General features: G+C 69.6%; 14 protein-coding genes. 10 read left to right on the top strand and 4 right to left on the bottom strand.

The window, feature by feature from the left end; genetic code table 11:
• Window positions 1-30: 30 nt before the first annotated feature.
• Window positions 31-987: a helix-turn-helix domain-containing protein gene (locus tag ACIBVP_RS21200; protein WP_396107909.1), complete on the bottom strand. Its 957-nt coding sequence runs from the start codon at window positions 985-987 to the stop codon at window positions 31-33.
• Between the two features lie 86 nt (window positions 988-1,073).
• On the opposite strand from ACIBVP_RS21200, the gene ACIBVP_RS21195 reads away from it, so the two are divergent.
• Window positions 1,074-1,232, top strand: coding sequence for a hypothetical protein (locus ACIBVP_RS21195; protein WP_396107908.1), 159 nt, complete (start codon window positions 1,074-1,076; stop codon window positions 1,230-1,232).
• 81 nt (window positions 1,233-1,313) lie between these two features.
• On the opposite strand, the gene ACIBVP_RS21190 is transcribed toward ACIBVP_RS21195, so the two are convergent.
• Window positions 1,314-2,177, bottom strand: coding sequence for an endonuclease domain-containing protein (locus tag ACIBVP_RS21190; RefSeq protein WP_396107907.1), 864 nt, complete (start codon window positions 2,175-2,177; stop codon window positions 1,314-1,316).
• Window positions 2,178-2,459: 282 nt separating this feature from the next.
• Between ACIBVP_RS21190 and ACIBVP_RS21185 the strand changes: the two genes are divergently transcribed.
• From ACIBVP_RS21185 to ACIBVP_RS21160, 6 genes are all read left to right on the top strand, one after another.
• The gene (locus tag ACIBVP_RS21185; protein ID WP_396107906.1) at window positions 2,460-3,326 is read left to right on the top strand and encodes an SDR family oxidoreductase; all 867 of its coding nucleotides are present in this window, start codon (window positions 2,460-2,462) and stop codon (window positions 3,324-3,326) included.
• Window positions 3,323-4,876: a succinic semialdehyde dehydrogenase gene (locus ACIBVP_RS21180; protein WP_396107905.1), complete on the top strand. Its 1,554-nt coding sequence runs from the start codon at window positions 3,323-3,325 to the stop codon at window positions 4,874-4,876. Before ACIBVP_RS21185 ends, ACIBVP_RS21180 begins: the two co-directional genes overlap by 4 nt.
• Before the next feature lie 353 nt (window positions 4,877-5,229).
• On the top strand, window positions 5,230-6,876 hold the full coding sequence (locus ACIBVP_RS21175; RefSeq protein ID WP_396107904.1) for a M14 family zinc carboxypeptidase: 1,647 nt from the start codon (window positions 5,230-5,232) through the stop codon (window positions 6,874-6,876).
• Window positions 6,877-7,041: 165 nt separating this feature from the next.
• Window positions 7,042-8,841, top strand: a complete 1,800-nt coding sequence (locus ACIBVP_RS21170) for an AMP-dependent synthetase/ligase (protein WP_396107903.1) — start codon at window positions 7,042-7,044, stop codon at window positions 8,839-8,841.
• Between the two features lie 87 nt (window positions 8,842-8,928).
• Window positions 8,929-10,620, top strand: coding sequence for a substrate-binding and VWA domain-containing protein (locus ACIBVP_RS21165; RefSeq protein WP_396107902.1), 1,692 nt, complete (start codon window positions 8,929-8,931; stop codon window positions 10,618-10,620).
• A gap of 45 nt (window positions 10,621-10,665) precedes the next feature.
• Entirely contained in the window at window positions 10,666-11,364 is a 699-nt protein-coding gene (locus ACIBVP_RS21160; protein WP_396107901.1) for a 4'-phosphopantetheinyl transferase family protein, read from the top strand.
• On the opposite strand, the gene ACIBVP_RS21155 is transcribed toward ACIBVP_RS21160, so the two are convergent.
• Window positions 11,361-12,500 carry an isochorismate synthase gene (locus ACIBVP_RS21155; RefSeq protein ID WP_396107900.1) on the bottom strand — a complete coding sequence of 380 codons (1,140 nt, stop codon included), beginning with the start codon at window positions 12,498-12,500 and terminating at the stop codon, window positions 11,361-11,363. The genes ACIBVP_RS21160 and ACIBVP_RS21155 overlap by 4 nt on opposite strands.
• 108 nt (window positions 12,501-12,608) lie before the next feature.
• Window positions 12,609-12,920 (bottom strand): integration host factor, actinobacterial type, encoded by a 312-nt coding sequence (gene mihF, locus ACIBVP_RS21150; protein ID WP_396107899.1) that lies wholly within the window; start codon window positions 12,918-12,920, stop codon window positions 12,609-12,611.
• Window positions 12,921-13,188: 268 nt separating this feature from the next.
• Between mihF and ACIBVP_RS21145 the strand changes: the two genes are divergently transcribed.
• The 3 genes from ACIBVP_RS21145 to ACIBVP_RS21135 all read left to right on the top strand — a co-directional run bounded on the left by ACIBVP_RS21145 (window position 13,189) and on the right by ACIBVP_RS21135 (window position 15,827).
• Window positions 13,189-14,826 carry a long-chain fatty acid--CoA ligase gene (locus tag ACIBVP_RS21145; protein WP_396107898.1) on the top strand — a complete coding sequence of 546 codons (1,638 nt, stop codon included), beginning with the start codon at window positions 13,189-13,191 and terminating at the stop codon, window positions 14,824-14,826.
• Window positions 14,823-15,212 carry a PaaI family thioesterase gene (locus tag ACIBVP_RS21140; protein ID WP_396107897.1) on the top strand — a complete coding sequence of 130 codons (390 nt, stop codon included), beginning with the start codon at window positions 14,823-14,825 and terminating at the stop codon, window positions 15,210-15,212. Before ACIBVP_RS21145 ends, ACIBVP_RS21140 begins: the two co-directional genes overlap by 4 nt.
• Before the next feature lie 63 nt (window positions 15,213-15,275).
• On the top strand, window positions 15,276-15,827 hold the full coding sequence (locus ACIBVP_RS21135; protein WP_396107896.1) for a PadR family transcriptional regulator: 552 nt from the start codon (window positions 15,276-15,278) through the stop codon (window positions 15,825-15,827).
• Window positions 15,828-15,873 lie beyond the last annotated feature (46 nt).

Genomic DNA, 15,873 nt, shown 5'->3' with positions numbered 1-15,873 from the left:
CAGGATTCGCGACCCGCGCTCGAGCGGTTCTCAGACGGCCGGGGCGCCGAACGTGCGCCGGTAGTCCTTCGGCGCGACGCCCACGATCTTGTTGAAGTGGTGGCGCATGAGCGCGGCGGAGCCGAACCCGCACTCCTCGGCGACCTCCTCCACGCTCAGCGAGGTGTCCTCGAGGAGCTGCCGCGCCCGCAGCACGCGCTGCATGGTCAGCCACTTGTTCGGCGTCGTGCCCGTCTCCGCGACGAAGCGGCGGGCGAACGTGCGCTCGGACATCCGGGCTTGGCGGGCCAGCTCCGCGACCGTGTGGTCGGTACGCAGGTTGTCGAGCATCCACGTGAGCAACGGCGAGAGGCTGTCGGCGGTGCACTCGGGGACCGGCAGCTCGACGTACTGGCGCTGGCCGCCGTCGCGCTGGGGCGGCACGACCATGCGGCGCGCGATCAGGTTGGCGACGTTCGAGCCCAGCTCGCGGCGGACGAGGTGCAGGCACGCGTCGATGCCCGCGGCCGTGCCCGCGCTGGTGATGATGTCGCCGTCGTCGACGAACAGGACGTCGGGGTCGAGCTTGATCGACGGGAAGCGGTCGAGGAGCTGCTTGCCGTACCGCCAGTGGGTGGTGCAGTGCCGGTCGTCGAGCAGGCCGGCGGCGCCGAGAACGAACGCGCCGCTGCACACCGACAACAGGGTGGCGCCCCGCTCGTTGGCCTCGCGGAGGGCGGCGAGCACGGCGGGCGGGTACTCGTCGCGCAGGGTGGCCGCGGGCACGGCGACGAGGTCGGCCCGCTCGATGGCGTCGAGCCCGTGACCGGGGATGAGCTGGGCGCCCACGCTGGTCGGCAGCGGTTCGCCGGGCCGCTCACCGCAGACGAGGAACTCGAAGGCGGGCACGCCCTCCTCGGTCCGGTCGATCCCGAACACCTCGCAGACGACCCCGAACTCGAACGGTGCGACCTTGTCGATCACGACTGCGGCGACGGTCTTCAGCATGCCGCCAGAGTAGATGGCAGGATTTTGTCGCACAAGGTCCGTTCTGCCACTGGTGGCAGCAATACGTCGAGCGCAAACTTAGTGCCATGGAACTTCTGGTCATCACCGTCATCGTCGCCCTCGTCGTCATCGGCCTCGAACGCAACAACCGCCACACCCCCGAACACCCCCATCTGCACGGCAGCACCGACGTTCAGAACCGCGACATGGAACGCCTGAGCACCGACCTGCTGACCCGTGCCTAACCCCGCGAGTCGCGCCCCCAGACACCGCGAGTCGCGCCCCCAGGCACAACGAGTTGTCAGGTTCGTGCACATTCCCGGCTGTCACGCCGCGAAGAAGCGCCGCCGCCAGAACGCGTTCCAGACAGCGGCGTGCAGCCGGGACGGGTCCCTGATGTCATCGGCGTTCGCGTGGATGACCGTCCACCCACGACGCCGCAGGTCCTCGTCGCGCGCGAGGTCCCGCGCGACCCGGTCCGCGTGCGCCGCGTGACCGTCGTACTCGATCGCGATGCGCGGCTCGTCCCACGCGAAGTCGAGCCGGTAACGCTCTCTTCCGCTCAGGTCCAGCACCGGCACCTGCTGTGCGGGCACCGGAAACCCCGCGTCGAACAGGGCGAGCAACAGCCAACTCTCCGCAGGTGACTCGGCCAGCCCGGTCGCGAGGTCCAGCAGGACCTGCGACCGGCGGCAGCCACGCGGATCGGGCCGGCGGACGATGCGGTGCCGGACTTCGTCACAGAACTCGTTCCGCAGGTCCAGCGGGGTCAGCGCGATCGCCTGGTCCAGGCAGGCGATGGCATCACGACGAGGCGCACGGCAGAGCAGCTCCGCCATGGTGCTCTCCAGCGCCAGCACCCGCAGTCCGCTCAGTTCGACGACCTCCCGTTCGTCGAACGAGCCGTTGTGCACGACCACTCCCCGCATCCTCGACAGACGTCGGTGGTAGTTGACCATCACGTGGACCTGTCCGCGGTCGGCCGCCTCGCACCCCAACAGCGCGGCCGCGGTGTAGTTGTTGAGCAGCGCACCGCGCCCTGCCACGAGCAGGGCCGCCGCGGCGCGTGTCCACAGGTCCAGCTGGCGGTCGCGGTCGACGAGCACGTGCCGGGTGACACGTACGAGACGACCCTCTCCGATCAGCGCTTCGAGCCGGTATCGGCCCAGGTCACGACGTAGGTCTGTCACGCGGTGAGCACCGTGGAGACCCGGCGATGGAACGTTCACGTCCACACCGTGACGCATGCTCCGACAATCGACCGGCGGCCGACCCGCATCTGTGGACAACTCACCCGGCTGTGGATAACTGCACGAAACGACCAACTCGGTGTGCACGAGCGCGCGACTCGCGGTGACTGGGCGCGCGACTCGCTATGTCTGGGCGCGCGACTCGCGGTGGTCTTGCGTTGTTGTTGGGGGGCTGGGATGCTCGGGGAAACATTCCTGCTGGATTGTATGTCGGGAGTTTTGATGACGCGGCGTCCTCGTTCACTGGCCGGGAAGGTTGTCGTGGTCACCGGGGGCGGGCGCGGGATCGGGGCTGCCACGGCCTCCGCGCTGGTCCGCGCCGGGGCGTCCGTCGCCATCGGTGACCTTGATCTCGACGTCGCCAAGGGGACCGCGGACGAGATCGGCGGGGACGCCGTCGCACTGCCGCTCGACGTGACCGACCGCGACGGGTTCTCGCGGTTCCTCGACGACGTCGAGAAGCAGCTCGGGCCCATCGACGTGCTGATCAACAACGCGGGGATCATGGCGCTCGGCCCGTTCGAGGACGAGGACGACCGCACCACCGCGCACCAGCTCGCGATCAACCTGCACGCCGTCATCCACGGCACCCGCGAGGCAGTCCGCCGGATGCGGCCCCGGCGCACCGGGCACATCGTCAACATCGCCTCGGCCGCCGGCAAGGCCGGTTTCCCCGGAGGCGCGACGTACTGCGCGACCAAGCACGGCGTCGTCGGGCTGTCCGAGGCGGTCCGCGCCGAGCTGCGCGGCTCCGGCGTCGAGATCTCCGTCGTGATGCCCGCGATCGTGCGTACCGAGCTGGCGTCGGGTTTGACCGACGCGCGGTTCGTCAAGTCGGTCGAGGCGTCGGAGGTCGCCGAGGCGATCGTGAGGACCTTGCGGCACCCCAGGTTCGACGTGTTCGTGCCGAAGTCGCTCGACGCCACGTTCCGCTTCACGCGCCTGCTCCCCCGCGCGGCCGCCGAATGGGTGTCCCGAACACTCAAGGGTGACCAGGTTCTGCTCGGAGCGTCACCGGAGGCGCGGCGCGCGTACGAGGCCCGTGCCGCCGCGAGCGCCCCGGCGACCGACCGGGAGATCAGCGGATGAGCCGCCCACCCGCGCTGACCGACGCTCTCCTCGACACGCTCCGCGGCCGCGTCTGTGCGTCCACTTCGGACGCCTACACGTCGACGGAGGTGTTCACCGGCGGTGAGCTGGCGCTGCTGCCCGCGTCGGCGGTCGCCGACGTGCGGACCGCGTACGAACGCGCGGCGCGGGCGCGGCAGGCGTGGGCGGAGCGGCCGGTCGACGAGCGGCTGGCGGTGTTCCACCGGTTCCACCAACTGCTGCTCAAGGACCGCGAAACCGTCGTCGACCTGCTGCAAGGCGAGACGGGCAAGGCGCGCCGCGACGCGTTCGAGGAGCTGTGCGAGCCGGCGCTGGTGACGAGCTACTACCTGCGCACCGCACGGAAACTGTTGCGCCCCAAGAAAAGGGCGGGCCTCATGCCGGGCGCCATCGGGGTCACAGAGCTGCGGCAGCCCAAGGGTGTCGTCGGCATCATCTCGCCGTGGAACTACCCGTTCGCGCTGGCGCTCGGCGACCTGATCCCGGCGCTGATCGCGGGCAACGGGGTGGTGCTGAAGCCGGACAGCCAGACCGCGCTGAGCCCGCTGTTCGGCGCCGACCTGCTGTACCGGGCGGGGCTGCCCGCGGACCTGCTGCAGGTGGTGCTGGGCGACGGTCCCACGATCGGTGGCGCGGTGGTGGACACCTGTGACTACATCGGGTTCACGGGTTCGACGCGCACCGGCGCGCTGATCGCGGCACGGGCCGGCGAGCGGCTGATCGGGTGCTCGCTGGAGCTCGGCGGCAAGAACCCGATGATCGTGCTGGACGACGCGAACATCGAGGCGACGGCGCGGTCGGCGGTGCGCGGGTGTTTCGCAAACTCCGGTCAGCTGTGCCTTTCGCTGGAACGGATCTACGTGCCGGACGCGATCTTCGACCGGTTCGCGGACGCGTTCGTGACCGCGGTCGGGCAGCTGCGCCAGGCGGCGGGGTACCGCTACGGGGTCGACGTCGGGTCGCTGACGTCGCAGCGCGCGCTGAAGACGGTGTCGGAGCACGTGGACGACGCACGGTCGAAGGGCGCGACGGTGCTGACGGGCGGGCGGCCGCGGCCGGACCTGGGGCCGTTCTTCTACGAGCCGACGGTGCTGACGGACGTCACGCCGGACATGCTGTGCCACGCGTCGGAGACGTTCGGGCCGGTGGTGACGCTGTACCCGTACGCGACCGAGGACGAGGCGGTCGCGCTCGCGAACGACACCGACTACGGGTTGAACGCGAGTGTGTACAGCCGTGATCCGGTGCGCGCCAGGCAGGTCGCTGCGCGGCTGCGGACGGGCACGGTGAACGTGAACGACGGGTACGCGGCGGCGTTCGGGTCGACGGACGCGCCGATGGGCGGCATGGGCAGGTCGGGGCTGGGGCGGCGGCACGGCGCGGAGGGGTTGCTGCGGTACACGGAGGTGCAGTCCGTGGCGACGCAGCGGTTCGACGTGCTGACGCCGCCGAAGTGGTTGCCGCACAAGGCTTATGCGCGGTTCATGGCGGCGTCGCTGCGGTTGATGAAGAAGGCCCGGCTGCGGTAGCCGGGCGGCCTCCGGCCCCCTCGAACCACGCTACCGGACAGGGCTGACATCGCCGGCGTCCGAGGCCCGGACTGTGGACAACCGGGCGTGCTGTGGACAACTCCGCTTCGACCGCCCGGGATCGTCGGTGCTGCCGCCTACGCTGGAATCCGGGGGCCGGAGGCCGCCCGTATGACTGTGAACTGGGAAGGCGACCCCCTTGTGAAGGCGGGCTTGCCAAGGGAACCATCAGCTATCGGGCGTTCGCTGACCGTGAGGGCACCCCGCGAGGGGTTCGGCCGGTGCGCGCCACACAACTGAACACCACCCTCCAGCGCCGGCCACCACACCGGCGTCCCCTGCGGGAGGAACGCGTGAGACTCACACGCCCGTCCATGGTGGTCGGGGCGCTCGCCGCCCTGACCCTCGTTCTGTCCACGACCAGCAACGCGACGTCCGACCCACAGGGCCGGGACTCCGCCGAGTACTTCGTCGACGGGGTCAAGACCTCCGACGTACGGAACCAGATCGCGGCCACCGGGGCCGTCATCAACTCCTTCGAGCACGGCGGGCTGAACATCACCGCCACGGCCGACGAGGTCGCCGCCATCGAGAAGCTCGGGCTGCGTCCCCAGAAGGAGGACAGCCTCGCCCACTCACACGACGCGACCCCACTGGACTTCCCGTCCGCCGACTCCAACTACCACAACTACTCCGAGATGACGGCCGTCATCAACCAGGCCGTCGCGGACCACCCGAACATCCTCAGCCGGGTCGCGATCGGCAACTCGTACGAGGGCCGGCAGATGGTCGCGTTGAAGATCTCCGACAACGCCGCCACCGACGAGAACGAACCGGAAGTCCTCTTCACCGCCCACCAGCACGCCCGTGAGCACCTCACGGTCGAGATGGCGCTCTACATCCTGTCCGAGTTCACCGACAAGTACGGCTCCGACAGCCGCGTCACGAACCTGGTCAACTCGCGGGAGATCTGGATCATCCCCGACCTGAACCCGGACGGCGGCGAGTGGGACATCCGCACCGGCTCGTACTCGGGCTGGCGGAAGAACCGGCAGCCGAACTCGGGCAGCTCGTACGTCGGCACCGACCTGAACCGCAACTGGCCCTACCAGTGGGGCTGCTGCGGCGGCTCGTCCGGCAGCACCTCCAGCGAGACCTACCGCGGCTCGTCGGCCGGGTCGGCGCCCGAGGTGCGCAACGTCATCAACTTCGTGAACAGCCGCGTGGTCGGCGGTGTGCAGCAGATCAAGACCAACATCGACTTCCACACCTACAGCGAGCTGGTGCTGTGGCCGTACGGCTACACCTACAGCAACACCGCGCCCGGCATGACGGCCGAGGACTACCAGGTCTTCTCCACGCTGGGCCGCCAGATGGCGCAGACCAACGGCTACACGCCGGAGCAGGCCTCCGACCTGTACATCACGGACGGCTCCATCGACGACTGGCTGTGGGGCGCCCACAAGATCTACGCGTACACGTTCGAGATGTACCCCTCAAGCGGCGGCGGCCTGTCCGGCTTCTACCCGCCCGACGAGGTGATCGGCCGGGAGACGTCGCGCAACCGCAACGCCGTGCTGACGCTGCTCGACTACTCGGACTGCCCGCCGCGCGTGATCGGCGCGACCTGCGACGGGACGACGCCGCCGCCGACGGGGCCGTCGTTCGAGAACCCGACCAACGTCAACATCCCGGACGCGGGCGCCGCGGTGTCCAGCTCGATCGCGGTCACCGGGGTCAGCGGCAACGCGCCGTCGGACCTGCAGGTGCACGTCGACATCAAGCACACCTACCGGGGTGACCTGCAGATCGACCTGATCGCGCCGGACGGCACGGCCTACCGGTTGAAGAGTGTCTCGGGCGACTCGGGCGACAACGTGCTCGCCACCTACTCGGTGAACGCGTCCAGCGAGGTCGCGAACGGCACGTGGCGCCTGCAGGTCCGCGACCTGTACCGCTACGACACCGGCTACATCGACCTGTGGCGGCTGACCTTCTGACGCCCTGAACCGCTGGTCCGACCGGTCCGATGTACTGAGGGCCACCTCCGGAGATCATCCGGGGGTGGCCCTCAGCCGCGTGCGGGGGCAAGATACTCCAAGTTACTGTGAGGTAGCGTCGCTGGTGACGGGGCGGCGCACTGTGTTCGTACCGAGGAGCAGACCATGCGCGAACTCGCTGTCCCCCCGTTGGTGACCGTGCCGGACAGCGGTGGCCTGGCCGACGTGGTGTTCACCAACGCCGACGAGGCCCCCAACGCGGTGTCCTTCCGCCGCAAGGTCGGCGGCGCCTGGCGGGACGTCACCGCCGCGCAGTTCGCGAGCGAGGTCGTCGAGGTCGCGAAGGGCCTGATCGCGTCGGGTGTCAACCCCGGTGACAGGGTCGGGATCCTGTCCGCGAACTGCTACGAGTGGACGCTGTTCGACTTCGCCGTCTGGGCGGCGGGCGCGGCGTCGGTGCCGATCTACGTCACCTCCTCTGCCGAGCAGATCGAGTGGATCATGTCCGACTCGGGCGCGGTCGCCGTGGTCGCGGAGAACGCGGCGCTGGCGCAGCGGGTCGAGGGGGTGCGCGAGAAGCTCCCCGCGCTCACGCACGTCTGGCGGATCGACGACAAGGCGGTCGAGACGCTGGTCGAGGCGGGCAAGGACGTCTCGGACACCGCGGTCAAGGAGCGCAGGGAAGCCGTCGCGGTCGACGACCTGGCGACGCTGATCTACACGTCCGGCACCACCGGCAAGCCCAAAGGCGTCGCGCTGACGCACCGCAACCTGTTCGCGTCCTGCAACAACGCCGTCGAGTACCTCGCCGCGCTGTTCAAGGGCGACGGGTCCGTCGACAACCCGTCCACGCTGCTGTTCCTGCCGCTCGCGCACGTGTTCGGGCGGATGGTCGAGGTCGGTGCCGTGATCGCGCGCGCGACGCTCGGCCACTGGGCGGACGTGAAGACGCTGACCGACAACCTGGCCGCGTTCAAGCCGACGTTCATCCTGTCGGTGCCGTACGTGCTGGAGAAGGTCTACAACGGTGCGCGGCAGAAGGCGCACGCCGGCGGCAAGGGCAAGATCTTCGACGCGGCCGCGGCCACCGCGATCGCCTACAGCGAGGCGGACGGCAAGGCCGGGCTGGGCCTGAAGATCAAGCACGCCGTGTTCGACCGGCTCGTGTACTCGAAGCTGCGGGCCGCGCTCGGCGGGCAGGTCAAGTACGCGATCTCCGGCGGCGCCGCGCTGGGCCTGCGGCTCACGCACTTCTTCCGCGGCGTCGGCATCACCGTGTTCGAGGGCTACGGGCTCACCGAGTCGACCGCGGCGTCGTTCGTGAACTCGCCGTTCGGCGCGAAGCCGGGCACGGTCGGGCGGCCGCTGCCGGGCACGGCCGTGCGGATCACCGACGACGGCGAGATCCAGCTGCGCGGCGACGGTGTTTTCACGCGGTACTGGCAGAACGAGACCGCGACGAGCGAGTCCATCGACGACGACGGCTGGTTCGCCACCGGCGACCTCGGTGAGCTCGACGACGACGGATTCCTGAAGATCACGGGCCGGAAAAAGGAAATCCTCGTCACGAGCGGCGGCAAGAACGTCGCGCCGTCGGTGATCGAGGACCGCATCGCCGCGCACCCGCTGGTCGGGCAGGCGCTGGTGGTCGGCGACGGGCAGAAGTACATCGCCGCGCTGATCACGATCGACCAGGAGTACTTCGGTTACTGGAAGACGACCGCGGGCAAGGACGAGCAGGCCTCGGTCGGCGACCTGATCGACGACCCCGAGCTGCACGCGGAGATCCAGAAGGCCGTCGACGAGGGAAACCTCGCCGTGTCGAAAGCCGAGTCGGTCCGGAAGTTCCGGATTCTCGACACCGAGTTCAATCCGGAGAACGGTTATCTGACCCCGTCGCTGAAGCTCAAGCGGAACATCATCATGAAGGACTTCTCGAACGAGGTCGACGCGCTTTACTCCTGACCTTTTCGATCCCTTGAACACCCCGTGGTTCTCGGTAAGGTTCACCCACCCGGGTGAATCAGCTCGCCAGCTTGGAGGTCGACGGACATGGGGCGACACTCCTCCGCCAAGTCCCGTGGCTGGCGTGGCAGGTCACCTCTGATCGCGGTGGTGGCACTGGTCGTGCTAGGTCTGCTCGGCTGGTTCACCTACGACTTCCTGTCGCAGCGGCTGCAGGCGTCGAGCTGTGACACCACCACGGTCGTGAACGTGACCGCGTCCCCGGACATCGCACCGGTGATCGTCCGCACCGCCCGCGAACTGTCGTCGGAGGAGACCTGTTACTCGGTGCGGGTGTCCAACCGCGAGTCGTCGGCGACGGCGGAGTCGCTGGTGGTGTCCGACGGCACCGAGCAGCCGGACGTGTGGATCCCGGACTCGACGGTGTGGTTGCAGCGCGCGCAGACCAGCGGCGCGTTCGCCGAACCGGTCAGCGGCACGTCGATCGCGAGCTCCCCGGTGGTGCTTGCGGTGACCGAGGACGCCGCGAAGCGGCTCAACTGGCCGGGAAAACCGTTGACCTGGGCGGACGTGCTGGGCTCGCAGTCGCTGCGGCTCGGCATGCCCGATCCCGGCCTCGAACCGATCGGCATCTCGGTCCTGCACGGGGTGCACGAGCTGCTGAAGGCGGAGCCGGACCCGGCCGCCGCGATCACCACGCAGCTGCGCAGGTTGTCGCCGAACACGCTGCCGTCGGTGAACGACCTGTTCGGCAGGCTGCCGGGCAGCGCGTCGGACGACAAGCCGCTCGACGGGTTCGCCGTGTCCGAGGCCGGGGTGCTGCGCCAGAACGCCAAGCCCAACGGGTTGCCGCTGGTGGCGGTGTACGCGCAACCCGCGGTGCCCGCGCTGGACTACCCGTACGTCGTGCTGCCGGACACGTCCCCGGAGCGGCAGGACGCGGCGGAGAAGTTCCTGACCGTGCTCATGACGCAGAAGACCGCGGACGCCTTGTCCGACGCCGGTTTCCGCACCCCGGACGGCGAGATGCTGCGCACGCGCGGCAACGAAGAACGCACCACGGTGAAGAAGGTGACGCCCGCCGAGCTGCCGCCGCCCGCCGAGGTGGACAAGCTGCTCAACGAGTGGTCCGGCGTGAACCTGAGCGGCCGGGTGCAGGTGCTGCTGGACGTGTCGGGGTCGATGAACGAGCCGGTGCCGGGCACCGGCCGCAACCGGATGCAGGTGACCTTGCAGGCCGCCGAGCTGGGCATCGGCCTGATGCGGCCGACCACGAAGCTCGGCATCTGGCTGTTCTCGACGAACCTCGACGGCGAGAAGGACTTCCGCGAGCTGCTGCCCGTGGCGCCGATCAGCGAGCAGGTGCGGTCGGGCGAGCTCGGGAAACTGCGCCAGGTCAAGGCACTCGAGAACGGCGCGACGGGCCTGTACGACAGCACGTTGGCCATCTACCAGGCGGCCCGCCAGAACTTCGAACCCGGCCGCATCAACACCGTGATCGTCATGACCGACGGCCGCAACGAGGACGCGAACAGCATCAGCCGCGACGAGCTCCTCACCGAGCTGGCAAAGCTCCAGGACCCCCAGCGCCCGATCCGCATCGTCGGCATCGGCATCGGCCCGGACATCGACGTCGGCGAGCTCCAGGCCATCGCGGGCGCCACCGGCGGCCAGGCCTTCACCACCCCGGACCCGACCAAGATCGGCGACATCTTCTACGCGGCGCTGTCGAAGGTGCTCTGCCAGCCGCCGTCCTGCGACCCGAACGCGGGCGGCTGACCCGATACGAGCGGATGTCCAGTGCCGTTGCGGCATGATCGGGGTATGCGATGCGACGTGTGGTGGGCGCGCCCGGCCGCGGTGACGCCCGGCCTGTTGAACCTCCTCGACGACGTCGAGCAGACCCGCTTCGACGGCTACCGCCGGGAGATCGACAAGCAGCGGTTTCTGACCGGCCGCGCGCTCATCCGTGGCGTGGCCGCCGCTGAGCTGGGGGTCGCGGCCAAGGACGTCGTCATCGACGCGTCGTGTTTCGACTGCGGGAAGCCGCACGGCAAACCGAAGGTCGCGGGGCTCGAGGTGTCGATCTCGCACTCCGGTGACTGGGTCGCGCTCGCGCTCACCGACGCCACCCCGGTCGGTGTGGACGTCGAGGAGGTGCGGGACGCCGAGGTCGACGGGCTCGCCGGGATCGCGTTCTCCCCCGCGGAGCTGACCGCGTTCGAGAAGGTTCCGCCCGCGAGGAAGAAGGCGGCGTTCTTCACGTACTGGGCCCGCAAGGAGGCCGTCGTCAAGGCGACCGGCAAGGGCATGTCGGTCGCCATGAGCAAGCTGACGCTCAGCGCGTACGACGAGCCGCCCCGTGTGGTGGCGTCCAACGCACCCGAGGTCGACGTCGCGGCCGTGCACATGGCCGACCTCGACGTGGGCGACGGCTACCGGGCGTGCGTGGCCGTCTTCGGCACCGACGAACCCAAGGTCACCGAGCGGGACGCGGCCGCGCTGATCGGCGCACTCGGCTAACCCTCCAGGTGCAGGCCCATCGCGCGCAGCAGCGTCCGGAACTTCGCCGAGGTCTCCGTGACCTCCAGCTCCGGCACGGACGCGGGCATGATCCCGGCCCCCGAGTACAGGGTCATGACCGGCGGCCCGGACACCGGCTCGGTCAGCTCGCCGCAGCGGATCCCGACCACCCATTCCCCGTCGCCGTCGGCGTCGCACCAGCCGATCGCGCCCGCGTAGAAGCCGCGGTCGAACGGCTCCAGCGCGGTGATCGTCGAGCGGGCCACGTCGGACGGCGTCCCGCAGACGGCCGGGGTCGGGTGCAGGGCGCTGGCCAGCCGTAACGACGTGATACCGGGGTCGCGCAGCTCGCCCTCGACGCGGGTGGACAGGTGCCACACCGCGTTCGTCCTGATCAGCGACGGCTCGGCGGGCACGTCGAGGGCGCGGCAGAACGGGCGCAACCCGTCGGCCACGGCCTCCACGACGACGCGGTGCTCGTCACGGTCCTTCGCCGACGCGAGCAGGGAAGCACCGGCGGCGCGGTCGGCCTCGGGGTCCTGTTCGCGGGGGATCGACCCGGCGAGGGGGTTCGCGACGACGCTCGTGCCGGTGCGGGACAGCAGCATCTCGGGCGTCGCGCCCACGAGCGTCCTGCGCCCGGACGCACACGGCAGGTCGACGGCGTAGGTGAAGCCCGCGGCGTTGTCGGAGACGAGGTTGCCGAGCAGGGTGCGCAGGTCGACCGGGGCGGCCATGGTCAGCCGCAGCGCCCGCGCCAACACCACTTTGCGCAGGTCACCGGCCTGCAGCGACTCGACGGCGGCGGCCACCGCCTGCGCGTAGCCCGCGCGCGAGGGCACCGGCTCGACCGAGGCGGCGGCGCCGACGGGCCGTCGTGGCCGGGCGGGCAGCGGGCCGGACCAGCGGGCCGCGTCCGGCAGGACCACGTGCGGGGCGGCGGCGCTGTCCGGGCCGGTGTCGAAGGGGAGCGCGCCGACCGCGACCGGGACGTCCGAGTCGACGAGGAGCTTCGTGACCCGCTTGGCGAGCTCGTCCGGGTCGCTCTCGGTGACGACCTGCCGCTCGCCGGTCGCGAGCAGAGCCCGATGTGGGGACGTCAGCAGGAACGAGCCGGGGCGGTAGTCCTCGATCACCCCATCATCATGCCCGCGTGAACGGCCGCCAAACTCCCCCTCGGGTAGGATTTTGAACACGTTCAGGGCCCGCGGGCACGGTACCCGCGGGCCCTGATGAAACCTGTGTCAGTTGAGCGCTTCGATGAGCGCGGAGCGCTGGCGCTCGCCGAGTCCGGCGGCGCGGCGGTCCGGGTCGATACCGGTCTGCTCGAGCAGCGCGGCGACCTTGACGGCACCGAGGCCCGGAACGGCCTTGAGCAGGGCAGCGACCTTCGTCTTGCCGATCGTCTTGTCTTCCTTGGCCTTGCCGAGCACCGACGCGATGGTCCGCTCGCCGGACTTGATCGACGCCAACAGCTCGGAGCGCGCCTTGCGCGCCTCCGCCGCCTTGGCCAGCGCCTCAGCGCGCTGCTCTGGAGTCAACGTGGGCAGAGCCACCGTGGTGTTCCTTCCTAATCCGACTGCTGGCGGGTCCCGCGCAGGCCGACGACCAGGAGCTTTCCTGGACCGCTCCCCCGCGGCGCCGCTGCCAGTAAACACATCTACGTCTCGCAACATACGCGCGACACGCTAAGAGTTCTCGCTGAAACCGCAGGTAACCCACCTTCTGGGGGTCCGACACACACGGTTACCCGTATTCACAGGGCCCGTTTCGGCACTAATGTGCGCCATAACGTACCCACCAGTACACGGGAGCTGAACAGCGATGTTGGGCACCATGCAGGACGGTCGACTGTCCATCGCGAACCTTCTTCGCCACGGCAGTCGCGTCCACGCGAACGCCGAGGTAGTGACGTGGACCGGCACCGAGGCGCGCCGAAGCACGTTCGCCGAGGTCGGGCGGGAGGCGGCGAGGCTCGCGCACGCGCTGCGCGGTCTCGGCGTCACGTCCGACCAGCGGGTCGGCACGTTCATGTGGAACAACACCGAGCACCTCGTCGCCTACCTGGCGGTGCCCGCGATGGGGGCCGTGCTGCACACGCTCAACATCCGCCTGTTCCCCGAGCAGCTGACGTACGTCGCGAACCACGCCGAGGACCACGTCGTGCTGGTCGACGGCACCCTGGTGCCGCTGCTGGCGAAGGTGCTGCCGACCTTCGACACGGTCAGGCACGTCGTGGTCGTCAACGGTGACGCGTCGTCGCTGCGAGCACCCGAGGGCGTGACCGTCCACTCGTACGCGGAGTTGCTCGCCGGCCAGCCGGACGAGTTCGACTGGCCGTCCGTGGACGAGAACGCGGCGGCCGCGATGTGCTACACGTCCGGCACGACCGGTGACCCGAAGGGCGTCGTCTACACGCACCGGTCGATCTGGCTGCACTCGATGCAGGTCTGCATGACCGACTCGATGGCGTTGTCGCAGGCAGACCGGGCCCTGGTGATCGTTCCGCAGTTCCACGCGATGTCGTGGGGCCTGCCGTACGCGGCGCTCATGGTGGGTGCGTCGCTGATCATGCCCGACCGGTTCCTGCAGCCCGAGCCGCTGGCCGCGATGATCGCCGCCGAGAAGCCGACGATGGCCGGTGCCGTGCCGACGATCTGGCAGGGCCTGCTCGCGCTCCTGGACCAGAAGCCGCAGGACCTGGCGCCGCTGGAGCGGGCCGTGGTGGGCGGGTCGGCGTGCCCGCCGTCGCTGATGGCGGCGTTCGACAAGCTCGGGGTGACGATCATCCACGCGTGGGGCATGACGGAGACCTCACCGCTCGGTTCGGTGTCGCGGGCGCCCGCCGGCCTGTCGCCGGAGGACGCGTGGGAGTACCGGGTCCTGCAGGGCCGCTTCCCGGCGTCGGTGCGTGCGCGGCTGATGGACGACGACGGCAACGAGCTGCCGTGGGACAACGAGGCCGTCGGTGAGCTGGAGGTCGCCGGCCCGTGGGTCGCGGCGTCGTACTACCGCGTTTCCGCCGGTGAGGAGGGTTCGGAGAAGTTCTCGCCGGACGGCTGGCTGCGTACCGGCGACGTCGGCGCGATCACACCGGACGGGTTCCTGCGGCTCACGGACCGGTCGAAGGACATCATCAAGTCCGGCGGCGAGTGGATCTCGTCGGTGGACCTGGAGAACGCCGTGATGGCGCACCCGGCGGTCGCCGAGGCCGCGGTGATCGGCGTGCCGGACGAGAAGTGGTCGGAGCGCCCGCTGGTGGCGGTGGTGCTGCGTGCCGGCGAGACGACCACCCCGGCTGAGCTGCAGGAGTTCCTGGCGGACAAGGTCGCGAAGTGGCAGCTGCCGGAGAACTGGACGTTCATCGACGAGGTGCCGAAGACGTCGGTCGGCAAGTTCGACAAGAAGCGGCTGCGCGCGTCGGCCTCGGACGGCTCGCTGGACATCACGCACCTGTCATGACCGCTGTCGACCTGGGCAAGGTGGTCCCGTTCGCGGCGCACCTCGGCATCGAGGTGCTCGCCGCGGACGCGGCGGAGGTGCGCGGCCGGGTGGCGTACGCCCCCGAGCTGTGCACCTCGGGCGGCGCGTTGAACGGCGGGGTGCTCATGGCGCTGGCGGACAACGTCGGCGCCCTGTGCGCGTTCCTCAACCTGCCGTCGGGCGCGGAGGGCACGACGACGATCGAGTCCAAGACCAACTTCCTGCGCGCGGTGCGATCGGGTCACGCGACCGCGATAGCCCGTCCGCTCCACGTCGGGCGGCGCATCATCGTAGTCGAATCCGACGTTGTCGATGACGAGAAACGCCTGGTAGCGAGGGTCACCCAGAGCCAGGCGGTGCTGTGACGCCCCCTATGGGGTAGGCCATATGGTCGGCATCGACCGTGCGGGGTGGGTATGGTCGGCCGCGTGCCGGAACCTCGTACAAGGAAGTTGACCGCGACGTCGTACGTCGTGCTCGGCATGCTGAGCTACTCGCCGGCGACGAGCTACGACCTGAAACAGTGGGTCGCGAACACGATCGGCAACTTCTGGGCGTTCGCCCACTCCCAGCTGTACGACGAGCCCGCACGGCTGGTCGCGGACGGCTACGTGGCGGAGGAGGTCGAGGAGGGCGGCAGGCGCCGCCGCACCTACTCGATCCTCCCCGCGGGCCGTGAGGCACTGCGCGAATGGCTGTCGGCGCCGACGGTGGACCAGACCGAGGTGCGCGACCTGGGCCTGCTGAAACTCTTCTTCCTGAACTTCGGCACCCGCAAGGACCTGCTACAACTGGCCCGCGACCGCCACGAGTCCCACCGCCTGCGCGCCGACGCGTACGAGGACCAACGAGCGGAGATCGTCGACTACGCGGACCGCTGGCAGGTCAAAACCATCGAACTGGGCATCCGCTACGAACGCTGCGTAGAACAGTTCTGGTCCGACTTCCTGAAAGAACTAGAAGAAGAAGACCAGACCTAACCCCCAGAACCCCGCGAGTCGCGCCCGCCCACACAGCGAGTCACGC

This window comes from Actinophytocola sp. NPDC049390 (genome assembly GCF_044466355.1).
Taxonomy (GTDB): domain Bacteria; phylum Actinomycetota; class Actinomycetes; order Mycobacteriales; family Pseudonocardiaceae; genus Actinophytocola.
This window is presented reverse-complemented; position numbering and strand designations above follow the sequence as displayed.